The organism is Paenibacillus kribbensis (genome assembly GCF_001705305.1).
Taxonomy (GTDB): domain Bacteria; phylum Bacillota; class Bacilli; order Paenibacillales; family Paenibacillaceae; genus Paenibacillus; species Paenibacillus kribbensis_B.
In genome coordinates this window covers 1-20,266 of the sequence record NZ_MCBP01000008.1, presented here as the reverse complement: position 1 = coordinate 20,266, position 20,266 = coordinate 1, and the positions used below count along the sequence as shown (strand labels likewise).

At 48.4% G+C, this 20,266-nt stretch carries 15 protein-coding genes and 1 rRNA gene; 13 read left to right on the top strand and 3 right to left on the bottom strand.

Features of this window, described 5'->3' with window-relative positions:
- Complete coding sequence (locus BAZ21_RS15455) at positions 1 to 4,278, bottom strand: S8 family serine peptidase (protein WP_068502377.1); 4,278 nt, start codon at positions 4,276 to 4,278, stop codon at positions 1 to 3.
- Between the two features lie 362 nt (positions 4,279 to 4,640).
- Between BAZ21_RS15455 and BAZ21_RS15450 the strand changes: the two genes are divergently transcribed.
- Complete coding sequence (locus BAZ21_RS15450; protein WP_305119340.1) at positions 4,641 to 5,576, top strand: manganese-dependent inorganic pyrophosphatase; 936 nt, start codon at positions 4,641 to 4,643, stop codon at positions 5,574 to 5,576.
- Positions 5,577 to 5,710: 134 nt separating this feature from the next.
- On the opposite strand, the gene BAZ21_RS15445 is transcribed toward BAZ21_RS15450, so the two are convergent.
- Positions 5,711 to 6,253 (bottom strand): MarR family winged helix-turn-helix transcriptional regulator, encoded by a 543-nt coding sequence (locus tag BAZ21_RS15445; protein ID WP_068502375.1) that lies wholly within the window; start codon positions 6,251 to 6,253, stop codon positions 5,711 to 5,713.
- Between the two features lie 111 nt (positions 6,254 to 6,364).
- On the bottom strand, positions 6,365 to 7,315 hold the full coding sequence (locus BAZ21_RS15440; RefSeq protein WP_068502939.1) for an ATP-dependent DNA ligase: 951 nt from the start codon (positions 7,313 to 7,315) through the stop codon (positions 6,365 to 6,367).
- A 161-nt stretch (positions 7,316 to 7,476) separates the two neighbouring features.
- Here BAZ21_RS15440 and BAZ21_RS15435 point away from each other — a divergent pair, with 161 nt between their 5' ends.
- The 12 genes from BAZ21_RS15435 to BAZ21_RS15380 form a co-directional block, all read left to right on the top strand.
- A complete protein-coding gene (locus tag BAZ21_RS15435) occupies positions 7,477 to 7,752 on the top strand; it encodes a GNAT family N-acetyltransferase (protein ID WP_068502373.1) in 276 nt (91 codons plus the stop codon).
- A 239-nt stretch (positions 7,753 to 7,991) separates the two neighbouring features.
- Positions 7,992 to 8,555 carry a DUF420 domain-containing protein gene (locus BAZ21_RS15430; RefSeq protein WP_068502363.1) on the top strand — a complete coding sequence of 188 codons (564 nt, stop codon included), beginning with the start codon at positions 7,992 to 7,994 and terminating at the stop codon, positions 8,553 to 8,555.
- Between the two features lie 220 nt (positions 8,556 to 8,775).
- Positions 8,776 to 10,047 carry an ABC transporter substrate-binding protein gene (locus BAZ21_RS15425; RefSeq protein WP_068502358.1) on the top strand — a complete coding sequence of 424 codons (1,272 nt, stop codon included), beginning with the start codon at positions 8,776 to 8,778 and terminating at the stop codon, positions 10,045 to 10,047.
- Between the two features lie 67 nt (positions 10,048 to 10,114).
- Positions 10,115 to 10,996 carry a carbohydrate ABC transporter permease gene (locus BAZ21_RS15420; protein WP_068502357.1) on the top strand — a complete coding sequence of 294 codons (882 nt, stop codon included), beginning with the start codon at positions 10,115 to 10,117 and terminating at the stop codon, positions 10,994 to 10,996.
- A complete protein-coding gene (locus BAZ21_RS15415; RefSeq protein ID WP_068502936.1) occupies positions 10,996 to 11,886 on the top strand; it encodes a carbohydrate ABC transporter permease in 891 nt (296 codons plus the stop codon). Before BAZ21_RS15420 ends, BAZ21_RS15415 begins: the two co-directional genes overlap by 1 nt.
- A gap of 51 nt (positions 11,887 to 11,937) precedes the next feature.
- Positions 11,938 to 13,728, top strand: coding sequence for a protein O-GlcNAcase (locus BAZ21_RS15410; RefSeq protein WP_068502356.1), 1,791 nt, complete (start codon positions 11,938 to 11,940; stop codon positions 13,726 to 13,728).
- Positions 13,729 to 13,835: 107 nt separating this feature from the next.
- Positions 13,836 to 15,377 carry a DUF4127 family protein gene (locus tag BAZ21_RS15405; protein ID WP_068502933.1) on the top strand — a complete coding sequence of 514 codons (1,542 nt, stop codon included), beginning with the start codon at positions 13,836 to 13,838 and terminating at the stop codon, positions 15,375 to 15,377.
- Positions 15,378 to 15,382: 5 nt separating this feature from the next.
- Positions 15,383 to 16,102: an N-acetylmannosamine-6-phosphate 2-epimerase gene (locus BAZ21_RS15400; protein ID WP_084011714.1), complete on the top strand. Its 720-nt coding sequence runs from the start codon at positions 15,383 to 15,385 to the stop codon at positions 16,100 to 16,102.
- Positions 16,080 to 16,919, top strand: coding sequence for a MurR/RpiR family transcriptional regulator (locus BAZ21_RS15395; protein WP_068502355.1), 840 nt, complete (start codon positions 16,080 to 16,082; stop codon positions 16,917 to 16,919). The genes BAZ21_RS15400 and BAZ21_RS15395 overlap by 23 nt, the downstream gene beginning before the upstream one ends.
- A gap of 85 nt (positions 16,920 to 17,004) precedes the next feature.
- Positions 17,005 to 17,970 (top strand): ROK family protein, encoded by a 966-nt coding sequence (locus BAZ21_RS15390; protein WP_068502354.1) that lies wholly within the window; start codon positions 17,005 to 17,007, stop codon positions 17,968 to 17,970.
- 25 nt (positions 17,971 to 17,995) lie between these two features.
- Positions 17,996 to 19,606: an FAD-dependent oxidoreductase gene (locus BAZ21_RS15385; protein WP_068502351.1), complete on the top strand. Its 1,611-nt coding sequence runs from the start codon at positions 17,996 to 17,998 to the stop codon at positions 19,604 to 19,606.
- A 444-nt stretch (positions 19,607 to 20,050) separates the two neighbouring features.
- Positions 20,051 to 20,266: ribosomal RNA gene (locus BAZ21_RS15380) — 16S ribosomal RNA — on the top strand; the annotation flags it as partial.

The following is a 20,266-nucleotide window of genomic DNA, read 5'->3' as shown; positions in this document are numbered from 1 at the left end:
TTAGTTAATCAGTGCAGCTTTTTGTAAAAGCACATGCAGCACTTTGGCGGATGCCTCACGTGTTGTAGGTGCATTCGGCTTGAAGTAGGAGGAGTTTTGAATCGTTTCTCCGTTGATAATACCTGCTGCACTCACTTTTTCAATGCTGTCCTTGGCATAGCCTGCAAAGGATGAAGCATCATGATACGGTGTACGTGCAGGGCCATCGACGGCAGCTTTAATTTGAAGCAGGTCTATAGCTTTGCCCAGTATGACAGCAATTTCCTGACGACTGATATTAGCGTTCGGATCAAACTTGTCGCCGTTGCGGCCTGTAATCAATCCGGCTTCATAAGCAGCCGCCACATCGCCGGTATACCAGCTACCTGCAGGAATATCGCTGAATGGCGCAGCAGTGCCTGGTGTCAGGCCAAGTGCCCGGGTTACCAGAGCTGCAAATTCTGCACGTGTCACGTTTTTCTTTGGTGAGAAAGTTGTATCAGTTGTGCCGTTAATCAGCAGCTTGTTCGCTAATGATTGAATTTCAGATTGGGCATACGATGTTGAAATGTCTTCGAAGCTAACAGGACGCGTCGCTGCCGCATACGTCGAGAAGCCCGGACGGCTTACCTTGACAACGGTAGACCCATCTGCCTGCTTGGTAAAGACGGATGGAACCGGATAGACATTTCCGTTCGCCGTATAGAGCACACCGGCTGTATTCGAATCAATTTGTCCAGGTACGGTAAAGGAACGGGTAATAAACTGCCCTGGAGCAACTTTGAGTGGTTGACTCTTGCCGCCAGTAACAACGTTAGCTTCGAACCCTACCGGTACACCGATCACAGTCGAGCCTTTCAGCTTACCTGTAAATGTACTGCTATCCTGCGCCTGGCTACTGATAACCACTTCAATGCCTGCACCTGCAGGAGCATTTTTCAGAGCGGATATTGGTAAAGCCAGGGAAGAACCTGTATTGCTTACAATCAGGCTGCTTCCTGCTGGAGCCTTGCCCAGCGTTGCCAGCTGTGCGGAAGTGAGCGCTGCTTTGGTTGTTTGGCCTGCCTGGCTAGTAGCAGACAGTATGATAGCTGTTGGGCTGGAGCCTGCTGCCGTGACGGCAGCCTGCAAGTCTGCATCGGTTACTGTTAGCGATTGTACATTATTGTTGACCGCAACGGCTGTAGTCACAGCTTTGACAGCCTGTCCTTGCTTCACTACAGTTTGAAGTGAAGGAGCAGATGTAGCGACAGGAGTGGATGTATTGGATGCAGCAGAAGGTGTCGTATTGCTTCTGCCGCCACCACCACCTCCGCCGCCGCTACTGCCGGAAGAAGTATTATCCACTCGGATAGATATCATAGCGGTGAAGAATTTAGGGCCGTTTGTATTGAACTCAACTTCGCCTTTTGCATTCAGTTCAGGAGCACTTACTTCCAGCTTGTACACGCCGTCCTTCAAATGCTGAATGGCGAGCTGACCGCTAGCGTCCAGAACAGGCATTCCATTGGAATCAAATTCAACGTAGCTTCCATCGATATTATTGAAGGAGTATGCGCCTTGTTTGAGGCGGGCGTTCGTTCCTTGCTCCTTGGTAGTTGTAATTCCGTTGATCTGACCGATTAGCTTATCATCCAAACCATATATATAAAGTCCGATCTGGTTCGTTTTGTCCGTAGTCAGGCGGAAAGTAAGATCTGCTGAGCGTTGAGTAGTTGTTCGATTTGGATAAATAATCGGGTTGTTGATGCTCAGATCCTGCAAGCCGAAGCCTGTTGCCGGATTTTCTTTGCCGACATGAACGACGAATGGCAGATGCAGTGTTGGCAGTCCGGCGCTTTTCAGAATAACTTCCCCTTCATATACACCTGTCGTTGCACTCAAATTGGGCTGTACAGACAGGAAGAACGGCTGGGATTTACCTGGTTCCGCCGAGATTGCGCCATTCGCGCCGACACCTTGCAGCTGCACGGCAATGTTGCTCACGTCAGGTGTGGCGATGGGTTTAGTAGGATCAGAGGTTACATTCTTATGCAAAATGTAGCTGGCTTCATATTGCACAGGGCTAGCGGACAAATTTTTGAGCTGAAGCTGAATTTGCTTCGCATCACTACCTGGTCGCATCACCCCGAAGCTGGCGGAAGGATTGTAATTCACAACCTCCTTCCGATTAAAGTTTTTATCGAGAATCGTAATATTTTCGACAGTTTCCAGCAGGGCTGGCGTCTGAATCGCATTTGCGATGTTTACAAGGCCTGCACCTTGGGAATACACATCATATTGGATCTTATCCTCATCAAAAAGTGTAACCGAAGTATTTGCGAGAGCAGCACGGATATCGAAAGGTGTCCAGTTTGGATGCTGCTGCTTCAGCAGCACAGCAAGTCCGGCCACATGGGGAGAGGCCATACTGGTTCCGTTGCTGCGTTTGTAAGCATGCTCATAAGAAGCATCCGGGTAGAACTTGGCGAAGGCAGGATAGGTTGACAAAATGCCAACACCCGGTGCGCTCACATCCGGCTTGATACTAAGCAACTTATCTCCGTTTGGTCCGCGGGAGCTGAATGCGGCCATGGTATTGCCTGCATTATCTGTGCGAATATAATCTTTTCCAAAACTGATAAAGAATTTCTGTTTGCTGTTTTGGCTTTCAATGATTTGTCTTGCCAGCGCCCGGCCTTCCTTTCCTGTCATGTCAAAGGTAGGGATGTAATCCACGCCGTCACCTTGATTTGAATTAATGTAACCGTCGTAACTAGGGATAGATTCGTTCAGATTGGCTTGAGTGCTGTCGTCAAATTTCGCTTGACCATTAAAAATAATAATAGCCTTCGCACCATTTTGTTGTGCGTTCGCGATTTTGTCTACGAAGCCCAAGGCGCCACGTGATACGATTACAACCTTACCTTGTACATTTTTAGAAGTGAAATCATCCGGATACCCCAAATTGGCATATACTAATTCCAATGGCGCTGTTCCTAAAATGGAAGCGAAATCCTCATGAAACGTTTGCCAACTCATCGTGTTAAGATTGTAATAGGTATCCGATGTAACTGTCATCAGCTTTCCATCATTTCCATAGGTAGCAAGATTAACCGATGCTCTATTAGAGTAGCTATGGCTCGGAGAAGTTGCTGCACCGACGGAAATTGCCAACTGGGATGTTGCAGGGGAACCCATCGAATAGAAATATGGGCCATCCTGCGCAGCATTACCATTCGCAACGACTGCAACTACGCCGGAAAGTACGGCATTATTGATGGCAATGGAGTCCGGGGAGTTCGGGTCCTTTTCGGAATCGGAGCCGAGTGACAGGTTAATAACGTTCATGCCGTCTTTGACAGCGCGCTCAATACCGTCAATGACCTGTGCGGAGGAACCGGAGGAACGACCTGTCTTGGCGTTGCGTCCAAGCACTTTATAAACGTATAAGTCCGATTTATAGGCAATCCCCTTTTGCACAATTTCCGAGGTTTTATTCGCTGCTTGACCAGCAATTGTACCGGAGACGTGAGTACCGTGTGTTGTTCCGGCAAAACCTGTGCCATATGGGTCGTTCTCTTTATCAAGTAACGGTTCCTCGTAAGGATCGTTATCCTGCTCAAAAGAGTCATATCCACCCTTGTAAGCCGCTTTCAAATCCGGATGCTCATAATCGACACCGGTATCAATAACCCCGACCTTGATTCCTTCACCTGTTAATCCTTTTGCCCAGGCTTCGGGAACACCAATTTGGTCCAATGGTGCATTGTCATAGGTTGCTTCATTGGCTGTAAGTGTTGGTGGGTCCTGTACGGGGATAGAATAATATGTTTTGTTTTCGTGAATGGATTTTACGCCTGGCAGTTTAGCCAGTTCAGGAATTTTATTGGCTGGCAGCGTGACCTCCAAGCCATTAAGCACCGTGTTGTATTGGTAATTCACCTGAAGAGAAATACCGTGTTCTGCGGCTTTGTCCACGAATGCGGTTTGTTCCGTGTCAATAGCGGATTCCGCTTTCTGCTCAGATTGGGCAGTGAAGGCTCGGGCGACTGACCGTGCGGCGTACTTGTCTACGGCTATGGGGTCGCCATCCAGTTGCACGATGACTCTGACCTGACGGGAAGAGTCTGTGCTCAGCTCTGGCGAGATGAAGGCCGGAGCTGCCTCGACTGTCAATGCTTCCTGGGCTTTCAAAAACGAACCGGTTTGCAGGTCTGCGGTAGCAGCAGAGCTGATGGACGGCAGAGACAAGCTTACAGTCAAGGCAAGAGCGAGTGATACGACAGGTATCTTTCTCAAAACGATCGGCTTTTTCAAAGATTTCCCTCTTTTCAATCAAAATATGATATGTCTACATACTAGGATTTGAAGCCACTATCGCTGTTCTTACGCCTCCCTTAGTAACTAAAATAATAGAATTGACCACTGGTGACTAACTTGCCAGTTTTGAGGCATATCTTACCATATTGGTGGGATATATTACTATATGTTTTTTATATTTCTAGAGAAAATAAGGGAGACTTCATGTATATATTCCATGGAAATGTTATGAATTTACTAGATTATTTTTGAAATCGTTCGAAGGGGAATGGGAGAATGCGAGATTTAATGATATAATCTGCATTGGAATTGTAGAGGTTTCACAATCATGTAAAATGCTTAACGCAAAGGAGTCGATTATGTTGGCAAAAACGTTGATTTTCGGGCATAAAAATCCGGATACGGATACCATTTGCTCAGCTATTGCTTATGCACATTTGAAAACCAAACTGGGTGCGGACGTAGAGCCGGTTCGTCTGGGTGAGGTAAACGGGGAAACGCAGTATGCACTGGATTATTTCAAAGTGAGCGCACCGCGTCTGGTTGAGCAGGTTGCTGAAGAAACGGACAGCGTCATTCTGGTTGATCATAATGAACGCCAGCAAAGTGCTGTTGATATTGACAAAGTAACGGTAACTGAAGTCATCGACCATCACCGGATCGCTAACTTTGAAACAAGCCAGCCGTTATACTTCCGTGCTGAACCTGTGGGCTGCACAGCTACCATTTTGAACAAGCTTTACAAGGAAAACGGTGTTGCGATTCCGAAAGAAATCGCAGGTTTGATGTTGTCGGCGATCATTTCGGATTCCCTGCTGTTCAAATCCCCAACCTGCACCGATCAAGACGTAGCTGCTGCTCGTGAGCTGGCTGAAATTGCTGGTGTAGATGCAGATCGTTACGGTTTTGATTTGCTTAAAGCGGGTGCTGATTTGAGCGGTCACACGATTGAGCAGCTGGTAAGTCTGGATGCAAAGGAATTCCAGATGAACGGACGCAAAGTAGAAATTGCACAAGTGAACGCGGTAGACGTGAACGATGTGTTATCCCGTCAAGCTGAACTGGAAGCTGCCTTGTCCCAAACCATTAAAGCCAAAAACCTGGATTTGTTCCTGTTCGTCGTAACGGATATCGTGAACAGTGATTCCATTGGTATTGCGCTGGGAAGCCAGGCACAAGCGGTTGAAAAAGCCTACAATGTGCATCTGGACGACAACAAAGCTGTTCTGAAAGGCGTTGTATCCCGCAAATCGCAAATCGTCCCTGTATTGACAGACGCCTTTAACAGTCTGTAAATTTCATAGATTTGGATGGCACGCTACACGCGGGGCGATTTAGGCTCTCGATATGTGTTAGCTGCCATTATGAAAATAAGCCTCTTAAACCTAACTGCGTCAAAGCAGGTGGAAGCAGGAGGCTTATTTTTTCTTTAGTCTTCATACCATTTGTCTCCCGTCATTCTGGGGTCTGTCAGACCGTAGCCTTTAACATCTTCAAAGGCGGAACGTACGTGAGATAAATAGGTTTGAAACTGGTTAATTTCTGATTCACTAAAGTCCGACATCAGACGTGAAGCTAGTCCTACGAAAAAAGGGTCCATTTGTTTAATTTTTCCTCTCCCTTTGTCGTTCAGGGAAACAAATACGCCTCGTTTGTCATTGGGATCATCGTACTTGTTAATGTATCCATCCTGTTCAAGGGAAATAACCATAGAACTGATTGCAGCCCGGCTTACACCCATCTTTTCAGCCAAGGTGGAGGGAGATGACATTTCATCTCTTTGCGCAGAGAGTACACAAAGCGCTATATATTGCCCGTAGGAGAGGCCAAATTCACGCGAGCGTTTCTCCATGCTTTTACGTATTTCATATGTTATGGAAAATAAATCTACTAAAACACCAATCGGTTTATTGCCACTCGGAAACAAATTATAAGCCAGTTGACGAATTTCGGAGTCCAAGAAAAAGAACATGCGATTCACCTCGATGTAGTTAATTAGTTAACTGTAATTTAATTAACCACTGGTTGCAATGATTTATACAAACTTTATTCTGCATTTTTTTGAAAGTGTATCTGTCAAGCGTCATATCCAAGGGCCAATGCACTGCTCAATGTCTTGATTGACAAAGGCTTGTATGGAGGGCTGACGAAGGGTGCGTCCTTCTTGCCAACGCCACTCACTGTATTGAACCTTGGCGGTATACATGGGCTGCACCCAAATTGCGTCTTGATGACGATCCGGTTTATTGACAAAAGGTCGCTCCGAAATCGTGTGTGGCATGAGGCGCTCGGTAAGCTGACGCCAATCTTCCCGAGTCAGCTTGCCCGTACCTGCATGTCCGATGTATCGCAGTTTTCCTTGCTTGTCATACTGACCCAGCAGTACAGCATTAATAATGCCTCCGTTCAGGGTATAGCCTCCGATGACGGCAATGATATCGCCATAATTTTTGACCTTGATCCATCGTCCGTCCTGCCCACCCAATGTGTATGAGCTGTTCAACCTTTTACATACGATGCCCTCCATACCTTGGCTGCACATGACTTGGAATAGAGCTCGTCCGTCAGGATGGGCAGGAGCCAGTTGAATCCGTTCATTTGGTATAATGATCTGCTGCAGCAGATCAAGCCTTTCTTGGAACGACCTGCGATGAACCCACTCCCCGTTCAGATAAACAATATCAAACAGCATATAGGTGGCGGGCACAGCTTTATAGGCTGCTTGAATCCGATCCGTTCGGCGAATCAGATCGCGTCGCATGATTTCATGGAATGATGGCTTGCCATCGGTGCCGAGTGCGATCATTTCCCCGTCCAGTATGACCGAATTTGCCCGACAGTAGGAGGAGAAAGGGGCAAGCTCCGGGTACAAAGGCGTTCGTTCATGCTGCTTGCGGTTGAACAGACGCGTGCTGCCATGGTCGTGATACGTCAAAATTCTCGTGCCGTCCCATTTTATTTCGTAACGCCAAAGATTTTTATCCGCAGGAATTTCTTCGCTTTGCTCGGGTTCAAACGGGACGACGGGCTTCATTTCTGAACGCAAGTTCAACACCTCCCTTAGCCTTTTTACAATACATGTAGTGTCGACGACAGGTCTTTTTTTATGTATAAGATGTTTCGCTGGCTCCCAAATCGGGGAATGATAATGATATCCAGCACAGGATTTTTTCAGGCAGAAAGGGGATCGGTTTCATGAGACAAATTCGTGAGGAGGATCATGCGGTAGTCATGGTGGAGGATGGACAGGTGGTTGCAGAAGTAGGCTATAAATCCATAGATGGCCACTCTTTGGTCATTGACCATACATTTGTATCGGAGCAGCTGCGAGGGCAAAAAATCGGCAAGGAGCTGATCGACAAGGTTGTGGACATGGCGAGGGATCAGCATAAAAAGGTTGTTCCAGCTTGCTCATATGCGTTGGCCTTGTTCAAGCGCCATCAGGAATACAGTGACGTTTGGCAGCAGTAATTGCAGAACATGGACGTGGCTCAGGTGTATAATCGTCGACACAACACCGGATCAGGTAATCAGACCTTCCGGTGTTTTTTTGGTGTATAGCACATTTTCAGACAGGACGCTGTGAAATTGTTCATACTGTTGTCACTTCACAGGCTGTCCTGGTGTTCTATATAATATATTATGGTTAAGACCACGACGGAAAACGAAAAAAACGAAAAAACTGAATTTAAACGAAGGAGACGCTTATTATGAATAAAGCGAGTGAGGACAAGCAGTACGTTCCAACGAGCAATCGTAATTTTACAGCCTTGATTATCACCGTTTCTATTATAGCCAACGTGATTATTTTGCTGCTATTCTTTTCGCCGATCGGATACCAGGGTGGTGTAAGCTTCGATATCACTATTTTCCCAAGGCTAAATGCGATTTTTAACAGCTTCACCTTTATTTTTTTGGTGGCTGCGCTGATTGCTATTTTCAAAAAGAACATCAAGTTGCATAAAACCTTTATTCTGTTGGCCTTTGCCAGTACCGTTTTATTTCTATTCTCCTACCTGACCTTCCACTATATTTCGCCGGAAACTGCAAAATATGGCGGGGTGGGCATTCTTCGGCCGATCTACTTTACGCTGCTGATTTCCCATAGTATCCTGGCTGCGATTATCGTACCGCTGGCACTGTTCACAGTTGTGTGGGGATGGACCATGCAGGTGGCCAAGCACCGCAAAATTGCGCGCTGGACTATGCCAATTTGGTTGTATGTGAGCCTGACCGGAGTGCTTGTGTACGTGTTCATGGCTCCTTATTATTAATAGTTAAACCTTGATTAAACCCTCTGTAGGTTTCAGTGAAGGAAAAAAGACGTCTCTGCTGTCTGAGGCGTCTTTTTTTATGCTTATATAAGCCAAACGCGAAAAACGAACACAAGAAAAATTATTCCTTCTTAATTTATTTTATTGAAAAAATGTTCCTTCTCTACCGGCATTTCTGTTATAATTTACCTTAATCAACTAAGAACAAGGGGGTCACCATGTGACAAAGAAAGCGAAAGGCAGGTTGCGGTTGCTTGTATCTATGCTGGCGCTGGTTGTATTGCTAAGCAGCTGCGGTGGCGGAAGCTCAAAACCGGAAAACGTAAACGGGGAGAAAGTGACACTGCAATTTTGGACGATTGCGCTACAACCCACATTTACCCCGTATTTCAACCGAGTGATTGCCGATTATGAGCAGAAGAACCCCGATGTCAAAATTGACTGGAAGGACTACCCTTACGATGCGGTGACCAACAAGCTGTTGACGAGTATCGCTAGCGGCAGCAGTCCGGATGTGGTCAATCTTAATACGGAATTTGCCAGCCAAATGGGCTCCAAGGGTGCTGTTGTTGATATGAATGAGTATTTGTCCCCGGAGGAGAAGGCTGCTTATTTCGAAGGTATCTATAATTCCACAGTCATTAACGGAAAGGCTTACGCATTGCCTTGGTATACGGGCACGGAAGTGCTTTACATGAATACGAAGCTGGTGAAGGCTGCCGGACTGGACCCTGCCCATCCGCCCAAAACACGGGAGGAGCTGTCTGAATGGGGCCGCCAGGTCAACAGAAAATTAGGTAAAGCAGGTTATGCGCAGCAGCTTGTATCCAAGCTTTTTGCTGTAGATGGCATTCCGATTTTGAATAAAGAAAAGACTGCAGCTGCGTTCAATACACCGGAAGCGGTCACTATGATCGATAATCTAAAAAAACAAATGGAAGACGGTGTCATCCTTAAAGAAGACGCTGATTTTGCACAACAAGTGAAATATTATGCCGGAGAGCAGGTTGCTTTCGAGCTGGCAGGCCCAACGTTTATCAATTTTATCAAAACGGCGGCGCCGGACGTATATAAGAACACGATCGCTGTTCCTGTACCTACAGGTAAAGCCGATGTACGACTGTCCAACTCCATGGATCTGGTCGTACCGACCAAGTCTGCTCATGTGAATGAAGCGGTGAAGTTTGCTGTTTTCCTGACAAATGCGGAGAGCCAGACGGCTTTTTCCAAAGCGGCTAATACGCTGCCTTCCACGAAGGATTCCATTAAAGACCCGTACTTCACACAGTCAGATCAATCACTGGAGGCACAGGCGAAAGTGGTATCTGCACAAAGCTTGGATAAGGCGACAGACTACATGGTCGGTGTGCCTAATGCCAAGGACGTGAACAGCGCTGTTACGCGTGCTTTTCAAAATATTATATTAAACGGAACGGACACGAAGCAAACGCTCACTGCTTTGGAGGAGGAAGTAAATGACATTTTAAAGTAGTAGGCTCAGCAGGGGGGTGAAGTGAATACTCCCCTGTTCATTTATCAAAAACGGGTGGTGATGCAGCATGATCAAATGGTTGAGGTCGGAATCCTTTACGGCCTGGGCCTTTATGACGCCGGGACTGTTGTTGCTTGCCGTCTTTGTATTTTGGCCTATTATCTACAGCATCCCGCTGGCCTTGACGGACTATTCGGTCATATCGGATACCCATTATGTCGGTCTCGCTAATTTCGAGGCAGCGTTTAAGGACCGCAATTTCCTCATTTCGATCTGGAACTCATTAGTGTATGTGCTCATTGTTCCCTTTCTTCAGATTTTTTCCATCCTGATGGCCGTGCTGGTGAACAGCCGTATACCGGCCATTAAAATATTTCGAACGACCTATTACATTCCTGTCGTAACTTCTATGGTAGCCGTGGCCTTAATTTGGAGCTGGCTGCTGGGCAATAACAGCGTTGTGAACTATCTGCTCATCAAGGTTGGCTTAATCAGCAGAGAGATACACTGGTTATCGGACAGCAATTTAGCCTTGTATGTACTCATGTTCATCACGATGTGGAAGGGACTCGGGTATTATATGATGCTCTATCTGGCAGGTTTACAGAACATTCCACAAGATCTGTACGAAGCCGCCAGAGTGGATGGAGCAAGCCGCTGGCAGCTGATCGTTCATATTACCCTCCCGTTATTAAGGCCCTACATTCTGTTTTGCACACTCATTTCGCTCATGGCGGCTATTCGTGTATTCGACGAAGTGTATGTGCTGACCAAGGGTGGGCCGGGAACGGCCACGTTGACCTCCAGCCTGTATATTTTCCAAAAAGGGATGGAGCAATTCAACTTTGGTTATGCCTCGGCGCTTGGCCTGATTGTCGGTGCAGTGATTGCAGTGCTCAGTATTATCGTATTCCGATTCAATAGGAAAGGTGGTGTCAATCCCTATTGATAAGTCTACAGAATAACCAAAAGCTACAATCACCCCTTCCGAGAAACAAAAGTAGTCGGATCATGCGCAGACTGGGGCGAATTGTAAGGATGACGGTGATCTATGTATTGCTGGTGTTGCTCGCTCTTTTTTTGATGGGACCGTTTCTGTGGCTGCTCAGCGTATCACTCATGCCGGGTCGTAACATTTTCTCATCGCCGCCCGCCATTTTCCCGACCTTTATTGATTTTGATAATTATGTTCAGGTATGGCAATTTATGAACTTTCCGAAATATATGCTGAATACCGTGATTATTACGGTGCTGGGCGTTGTGCTCAATGTGCTGCTCGCCAGTCTGACGGGATATCCCTTGGCCGTGTTTCATTTTAAGGGTAAAAATCTGGTGTTTACGCTACTGATTTCCACAATGGTTATTCCTTCTTATACCGCATTTATTGTGCATTATCTGACCATTCAAGGGCTTCATCTGGGCAACACCTATTTGGGTGTGGTACTGCCCGGAGCGGTCTCTGTGTTTAACATTTTTCTGATGCGTCAGACGTTTATTCATATTCCTACCGATGTGCGTGATTCCGGCAAAATGGATGGCGCTTCGGAGTTTCGAATTTGGTGGCAGCTGGTGCTTCCGCTGGTGAAGCCGGCGCTCGCCGTGATTTCTTTGCTGGAGGCCATGTCGTTCTGGAACAGCTTTCTGTGGCCGATCGTTATTTTGAACGACACGGAGCTATACCCGCTGGCGGCTGCGCTCACCTATCTCAATGGTCAATTTGCCTATAACTTCGGCTGGATTGCAGCGGGCACGATGATCTCAGTGCTGCCGATTATTATATTGTTCCTGTTTACGCAGCGCTACTATATGGAAGGTCTGGCAGGAGCTGTGAAAGGCTAGGCTGGAATTCCCACTACGGATAGTCTGTGAATGGAAGGAGAGGCGATTGCAATGGGATTCACACCGCAGGAGATTCAATATTATTTTCGGGATGCATATGACAGTGGAGAACAGCTGGTTGTACCTGAACCGCGTCTGGTCTGTGAGCTGTCCTCCCGCTTTGCGATGAATCAGGAGTATGAAGGTGTGCTGGACCCCCAGGGGCCGATCAAGCTGATTTTGCCTCCGGGACCGGGCGTACCGACTGAAACACGAGGCAGCGTGCAGCTGGCACTGGAGTATGATGGAACGCTCGTTGCAGACGGATATCGTCTGGAGATTCAGAAGGAGGGCCGGATTGAAATCCATGCTTCCAATAAAAGAGGGCTCAAATACGGCATGGATGCCCTGCATCTCCTGCTCCGGGTTGAACAGGAGCGATGTACTCTGCCCGTAATATCTCTTCGGGATGAGCCTTCTTTTCCGGTCAGGGGAATTATTGAAGGCTTTTACGGAGAGCCGTGGAGCTTCGCAGATCGTCTGGATGCCGTCTCTTTTATGGCCGCGCATCGGATGAACACGTTTATGTATGCTCCCAAAGATGATCCGTATCATCGTGAGCTGTGGCGTGAGCCGTATCCTGAGGATACATTTGCACAGATTCGCAAATTAAAAGAAGCCTGCGACCGGAATGAGGTTGATTTTCATTACTGTATCAGTCCAGGGAATGATCTGAGCTTTGGCAGCGATGAAGATTTTGTTAGGCTGACGGAAAAGCTGGCGGCTGTGATAGCTATTGGCGTACGGCACTTTGCTGTTTTAATGGATGATATTGACTATGTGCTAAAAGGGGAAAACCGACATTTGCTGGGTCGCTCGGGTCACGCTCATGTCTTTTTGACCAACAAGGTGCATACATGGCTGACCGAGCGGCTGCCTGAGTTTACACTAACGGTTTGTCCTTCGGAGTACTGGTCGTATTGGGATACGGAATATAAAAAGGATTTCCGTGAGCGCCTGCACCCGGACATTAAAGTGTTCTGGACAGGGTACTTTGTTTTTGCCCCGCAGATTAGTCGTGAGCATGCTGCCGAGAATCATGCATTCTTTGGGCATGAGCTGTGGCTGTGGGATAACATTCCGGTAAATGATTGTGACCGTGATCGCTTGTTCCTCGATCCACTGCGTGGACGGTATTCCAGGCTTCCGGAGTGTGGACATACCGGGATGGTAGCCAATCCGATGAATCAGTGGGAGTGCTCCAAAGTGACGCTTATTACGATGGCCCACTATATGTGGAATAGTGAGCGGTATATGCCGGAGCTCTCTTGGGCATGGGCTGCGCGTGAACTGGCGGGGGCGCGAGCAGAGGAATTTATGTTTTTCTGCCGTCAAAACAGGAACAGCCGCCTGGGAGGCAGCACGTACGAGGACGTGGATTTTGCCTTGCAATCGCGCGATATCCCTGCGCTGGATATTTACTTTGAGCGGCTGCTTCAGGCCGTGAATGTCCTGCGGAGCATACCGGGCGATGCTCCTGCGTCCGGGTTTGTGTCCCAGGCAGCGCCATGGCTGGATCGTGCCGAACTGGACGTGAGCCTGTGGCAAGTGCTGCGACAAGCCGTGCTCAGCAGCGGGCGGCAGGATGAAGCCCGGTCACGGGAGAGCGGTACACGCAGCGCAGCGGCTGGCGGGCAAGAGCCACCGCCGTTGAAGGACGAAATCATAGCCGAGCTGCGTAGCGGCATAACCGCTTGTCTGGAGGCGACAGCCCGACTGGGCAGCAATCCGGCTATCCGTGCTGCCGAGCAGTGGGGCTACGTCAAACAGGATGAACCGGGCAAGTATCGGCTTAATCTATAGATCTTAGTCGATGGAGAGAGAACGGGCAGCATAGTTGCTCTGAAAATCATGATTACTGTGAGCATAGCCGTAAGTATAATAGTAATTTTCAGGAGGGGTGGAGTGTGTTGGTGAAGTCAAACACCCATGTGCTTTTTGTACCGCTGGATGAACGGCCCTGTAATTATGAATTTCCTTATTTACTCGCCCAGGGCACAGATTTGCAAATGGAGCGCCCTCCATTGGAATGGATGGGACAAAAGAAAACCCCCGGCGATACGACCAGACTATGGACGTGGCTCGAAGAATGTGCGCCCGCCGCTGATGGAGCCATTATTGCGATGGATACGTTGCTGTATGGCGGGATTGTACCCTCCCGTCTGCATGGAATGACGAATGAACAGGTCGAAGACAAGGTGAATCGACTCCGCAGGCTCAAACAGCTTTATCCGCAGCTGACTTTGTATGCATTTCAACTGATTATGCGTTGTCCACAATATTCTTTGGCTGATGAGGAACCGGATTACTATGCCGATTGGGGGCGTGAGATATTCAGGAAGGGTTTCATTGAGCATCGTCAGGAGTTGGGGATCGCTACCCCAGATGAATTGCTTGAATTAACCAACATCAATCAACGTTTGCCTGTGGAAATACTAGGGGATTATTTAGGTCGTCGTCGTGTGAATCTGGAGGCCAATGAAGCGGCACTGGAACTGGTGGCAGAGGGCGTCATTGATTTCATGATTATTCCACAGGATGATTCGGCCCCCTATGGTTATACCGCCAAGGATCAGCAGCAGCTAAGAAGTCGTATTTCCGAACTCGGTCTGGATTTAAACGTGTATATGTATCCAGGAGCAGACGAGGTCGGATGTACGTTGCTGGCGCGTTGGGTTAACCAGGCGAATCAAGCTGTACCACTGATATATCCCCGCTTGTCCGCCTTGCAAGGGGCATTCGTTGTTCCGCTTTTTGAGGATCGCTATTTTTATGAAACCTTAAAATATCAGATTATGGCGGCGGGCGGGCTGATTGCTTCCTCAGCAGCGGAGGCTGATTTGATTTTATTGGCTAATACCCCTGGCGACACGATGGCAGAAGCTTCATCCCAGCAGCGTGCAATGGCCGGATATGATGTACATCGGAATGTAGTAGAGCTGGTCGAATACGGCGCTCACATGCTGCATTATGAGGGCAAAAACATTGCCGTCGCTGATGTAGGCTATGCCAATGGTGCAGATCTCAAGCTGCTTAGACTGTTGAAGCAAAAAGGACTGCTTTTTAAGCTGGCAGGCTATGCAGGCTGGAATACAAGCTCCAATACGCTCGGAACCGTCATCGCACAGTCGATGCTGTATACCCACTATGGACCTACGGCGGAGCATCTGGATTTTCTGGCGTTGCGTTATGCCGAGGATGCCTGTTATTGCGCTGTAGTGCGTACCGCTATGAATAATGGAATTGTGGAACAAATGGGCTTTAACAAGTTTACGCTCGATGGACAGCGGGGCTCGATTGCTGCGGTTATTCGCGGGCGGCTGCAGCAGGCGCTTGAGGAGTATGTGAACGGGCCGGAGGGCCGCGTGAAAATAACAGATTGTTATATGCCGTGGAACCGCACCTTTGAAGTCGGATTGACTGTACGGCATGATGCCGAGGAGAGAGGGTGATCCCCATAGAAATGGAAGGTGTGCTATCAAAAGTGCAGCATGGTCTGATTGTATCCTGTCAGGCACTTCCAGGCGAACCGTTGCATGGAGCGGATTCCATGGTTAAAATGGCGCGTGCCGCACAGCAGGGCGGAGCCGTAGCGATTCGCGCCAACGGAGCAGCAGATGTGCGTGCGATTAAACAGGCGCTTTCTCTGCCAGTCATCGGTTTGATTAAACGCGAATATGAAGATTCTGATATTTACATTACGCCGACTCTTCGTGAGATGGAGGAACTGGTTGAGGCGGGCGCGGATATCATCGCACTGGATGCCACACTGCGTCCGCGCCCGGGAGGGTGCAAGCTGAAGAGGCTCATAGATTACGCCCATGAGCATGGAGTAACTTCCATGGCGGATATATCGACATTGGAGGAGGCGCTTCATGCGGCTTCCCTTGGTGTAGGCTGCGTATCCACAACATTGTCCGGTTATACGCCATACTCTGCTCAGATGGATGGTCCTGATCTGGAACTGGTTCGAAGAGCGTCGGAACTGGTTCCCGTTCCTTTAATTGCAGAGGGCAAAATCCATGATCCGGCACAGGTAGAGGAGGCATTTCGGCTGGGTGCACATGCAGTGGTTGTAGGCTCGGCGATTACCAGACCTCAATTGATTACGCAGCGGTTTGCCGATGCCGCAAGGAAGGCAGTGAAAAGCATCTATGGAGATGAACGACAGAATTAACACGTATTTTCCTTCATTAACAAAATCGGAGCAAAAAGTCGCCTTGTGCGTACTGGAGCGTCCTGCAGATATTATCTATTTCTCCGTAACGGAGCTGGCTGATTTTGCAGGCACAGGTGAAACGACCGTCATGCGTTTTTGCCGGAAGATTGGTTTCAAAGGCTATCAGGATTTCCGATTGTCCCTGGCACAAAACCAAACTTATCGCAAAACCGATATAGGCGGGGAAAGCTTTGACCCCGATAATGAACACGATATTACCCGCACAGTGTATCACAACATGCTCGATATTTTGCACTCCAGCATGGGACTTCTGGACCATTCAGAGCTTGGACGCGCGATAGCGTGTCTCGATCAAGCGTGCTATGTCCAATTTTTTGGTGTAGGCGCTTCGGGGATTTCTGCGCAGGATGCCAAAAACCGCTTCTTACGAATCGGGCGGCGCGCCGAGGCTGTGGCAGATGGTCATATCCAGTCGATGATGGCGGTGTCCATGAAGCGCGGGGATGTGGCTATCGGCATAAGTGTATCGGGAAGTACGCTGGATACGAACGACATGCTGCACAAGGCCAAGCAAAACGGTGCGACAGTTATCGCCATTACGAATTATGCAAAATCGCCAATCACCTCTATTGCAGATATCGTGTTATTGACTGCGGGCAAGGAAGCCCCGATGGAGGGCGGCTCGATTGGTGCTAAAATCTCACAGCTATTCGTGATTGACCTCCTCTGTGAAGGACTTGCACGCAAGCGCACCAAGCACACCAAGCAGATGAAGGAAAAGACAGCGAGGGCGGTTATTGAGCGCAGCTATTGAGACTTTGATGTGGAGTATTGTATTTCGGTTCAACACCAACGTGTGAATGAAATACAAGGCGGCTACCTTAAGAAGGCTTATATAAATGCTTATATTGTGGGGCGATGGGGAGGACGCTGTGGTGGCAGATGCTGTGAACAGAGTCATTGGAATTGACATTGGAGGTACATCGGTGAAAGCCGCCCTAGTGGCGCGGGATGGAGCTGTACTTGATGAAATCCGACTGGATACAGACGCTTCCTGTGGACGTGAATGGGTGTTATCGCGGGTGTACGAGTCGGTATTTGGACTGATGCGTTCTTTTGGAGACACCAGCGTGAATATTGGTATAGACGCTTTGGGAATTGCCACCACAGGCAGAGTCAATGTGGAGAGCGGTGAAGTTGTGTATGCCACCGACAACCTGCCTGGCTGGCAAGGTACATCCTTGGTAACGTGGGCCAGAGAAAAGCTGGCTGTACGCGCCATTGCTGATAATGATGCGAACGCTGCTTTGCTTGGAGAGTCGTGGCAGGGAGCGGGAAAGGGCAAGCAGCGCCTGGCTATGCTCACCCTGGGTACAGGTGTCGGCGGTGCATTTATGGAGCATGGCCTCCTGTGCAGAGGAGCTCATTGGAGCGGCGGTGATTGGGGACACAGTATTTTATTCCCGGGCGGTCTTCCCTGCAATTGCGGAAAAAAAGGCTGTGCCGAGCAGTATGTATCGGGCACAGCCCTGATACGGCGGGGCATGGAATACACGGGCAAGCTCTACCGCTCGGGGAACGAGATCATGCAGGAGGCCGCTCGCGGTAACCTGGAGGCCATCCGCGTGCTGGACGACTACACCGCAGATTTAGCTGTGCTTTTGGCTAATGTTTCGGTGACGCTTGATCCTGAGGTGATTATTGTAGGCGGGGGAGTGGCAGACGCGGGAGAGGTCTGGTGGCCCTTGCTGGAAAAGCATTTGTTCCTGATGGGGGTTCAAACGAAAGTAAGTCGGGCATTGCTCGGCAATCGCGCTGGCGTTATAGGTGCCGCACGGCTTGCTTTTCAAATAACGGAGACTTAGCGCAAGCATGAAAGGGGAACGAACCATGACGCAAAATCGGCTTGATACCGACATCGTTGTGATTGGCGGAGGTCTGGGGGGGACATCGGCAGCGCTTGCGGCAGCGAAGGCTGGCATGAGAGTCATCATGACGGAGGAAACGGATTGGTTGGGAGGACAGCTAACTTCACAGGCTGTTCCCCCGGATGAGCACCGTTGGATCGAACAGTTTGGCTGCACAGCAACATACCGTGAGTTCCGAAATCGTGTACGGAATTATTACCGTCAGAACTATCCGTTAACGAAAGAAGCTCATAATGATCCCGTTCTCAATCCTGGCAACGGCTGGGTCAGTCGTCTGGCCCATGAACCACGAGTAGCTTTGCGGGTGCTTGAAGATATGCTTGCTCCTTATCTGAATACAGGGCGTGTTCGTGTATATTATCACACCGTGCCCGTTGCTGCTCAGACGGAGGGGGACTGTATTACTTCTGTAACCGTTCGTACCTTCGATAGCCCTGATCATAAGTGTGGAGTTAGCGTGCTGTGTGGAGCGTTTTATTTGGATGCGACGGAGTGTGGCGATCTTCTTCCGCTGGCGGGAGTGGAGCATACGAGTGGAGCGGAGTCGCGAGAAGCTACGGGTGAGCCACATGCACTGAAGTGTGCTGATCCTTTGGATATGCAATCTATCACACATGTGGCTGCTGTGGATTATATTCCCCAAGAAAGCTTCATTATAGAGCGGCCGCAACAATATGATTTCTGGAGGAATTATATCCCTTCTTTTTCGAGGTTCCCAATTTTAAGCTGGTTCGCGACAGATGCAGATGATACCAGCAAACTAAAACGCTTCACATTATTTCCTAATGATCAGGGCATAGTATCCTTATGGGATTATCGCCGTATTGTAGATCCCTCCATATGGAGCGAACCGTTAAATGATGGTGAGGTTACTCTTTTAAACTGGGCGCAAAATGATTATTACCTCGGTCCGTTGATCGGTGTCACCGCTCAGGAGCAGGCAAGACATCGAGAAGGAGCGCGTGAGTTGACTCAATCATTAATCTATTGGCTTCAAACTGAAGCCCCACGGTTGGATGGAGGATTCGGCTATCCGGGAATTCGGCCACGAGGAGATTTTCTTGGCACCTCGGATGGTCTGGCTAAAACAGCTTATATTCGCGAGTCACGCCGGATTCAGGCTAAATATACGATATCAGAGTTTGATGTAAGTCGTGAGCTGCGGGGAGAGGAAGGGCCCAAGCGATATGTAGACAGTGTAGGTGTTGGCAGCTATCATTTAGATCTTCATCCGACTACGGTATCTCAACGGACATTTTATATCCCTAACTATCCTTATGAAATCCCGTTAGGCTCCCTTATACCGATAAGAGTACGTAATCTTCTTCCTGCCTGTAAAAATATAGGGATGACCCAAATCGCAAATGGCTGCTATCGTCTGCATCCTACAGAGTGGAACATAGGGGAAGCAGCTGGAAGTCTGGCGGCTTACTGCTTTTCTAACGGAATATATCCAAATGAAGTGAGTGAATCATCAGAACATCTGGGACGGTTTCAAAACAGCCTCCTTCACCAGGGGGTGGAGCTACATTGGCCTGCTGAGGTATTTGAGCCGGAGGGAGTCACCAGCTAAAGCGAGGGGCAACTAGCCCCTTAACTGAATTTGATGAAGCGGAGAAGGGGAATTCGGTCTAGTAATAAAAAAATGAAAAAAAGTGCTTGCTAAGTTGTTTGAGTTTGTGATATATTATTTTAGCTGACAACAAAACAGCAATTTCAAAAATGAAAAAATATGGGCCAAAATGATCTTGATAAAAAAGAGAAAAATAACCCTTGCATTTTTGAAGTGAACATGATATGATCTTATAGCTGCTGAAAAACGTGGCGAAAAGAAATGAATGTTTGATCTTTGAAAACTGAACAACGAGTGAGTACGGATTTTGCTTGCAAAATCCACCGCTGAGATTTTGGTACATGCCTTCAGGCTGTATGAAATCGAAGCAAACAATGAGATATTTTATCTCGTCAGATTCAACATGAGCTAATCGCTCTTTCTATAACCAGCCTCGGTTGGTCTTTAATGGAGAGTTTGATCCTGGCTCAGGACGAACGCTGGCGGCGTGCCTAATACATGCAAGTCGAGCGGGATTATTTAGAAGCTTGCTTCTAAATAACCTAGCGGCGGACGGGTGAGTAACACGTAGGCAACCTGCCCACAAGACAGGGATAACTACCGGAAACGGTAGCTAATACCCGATAGATCCTTATCCTGCATGGGAGAAGGAAGAAAGAC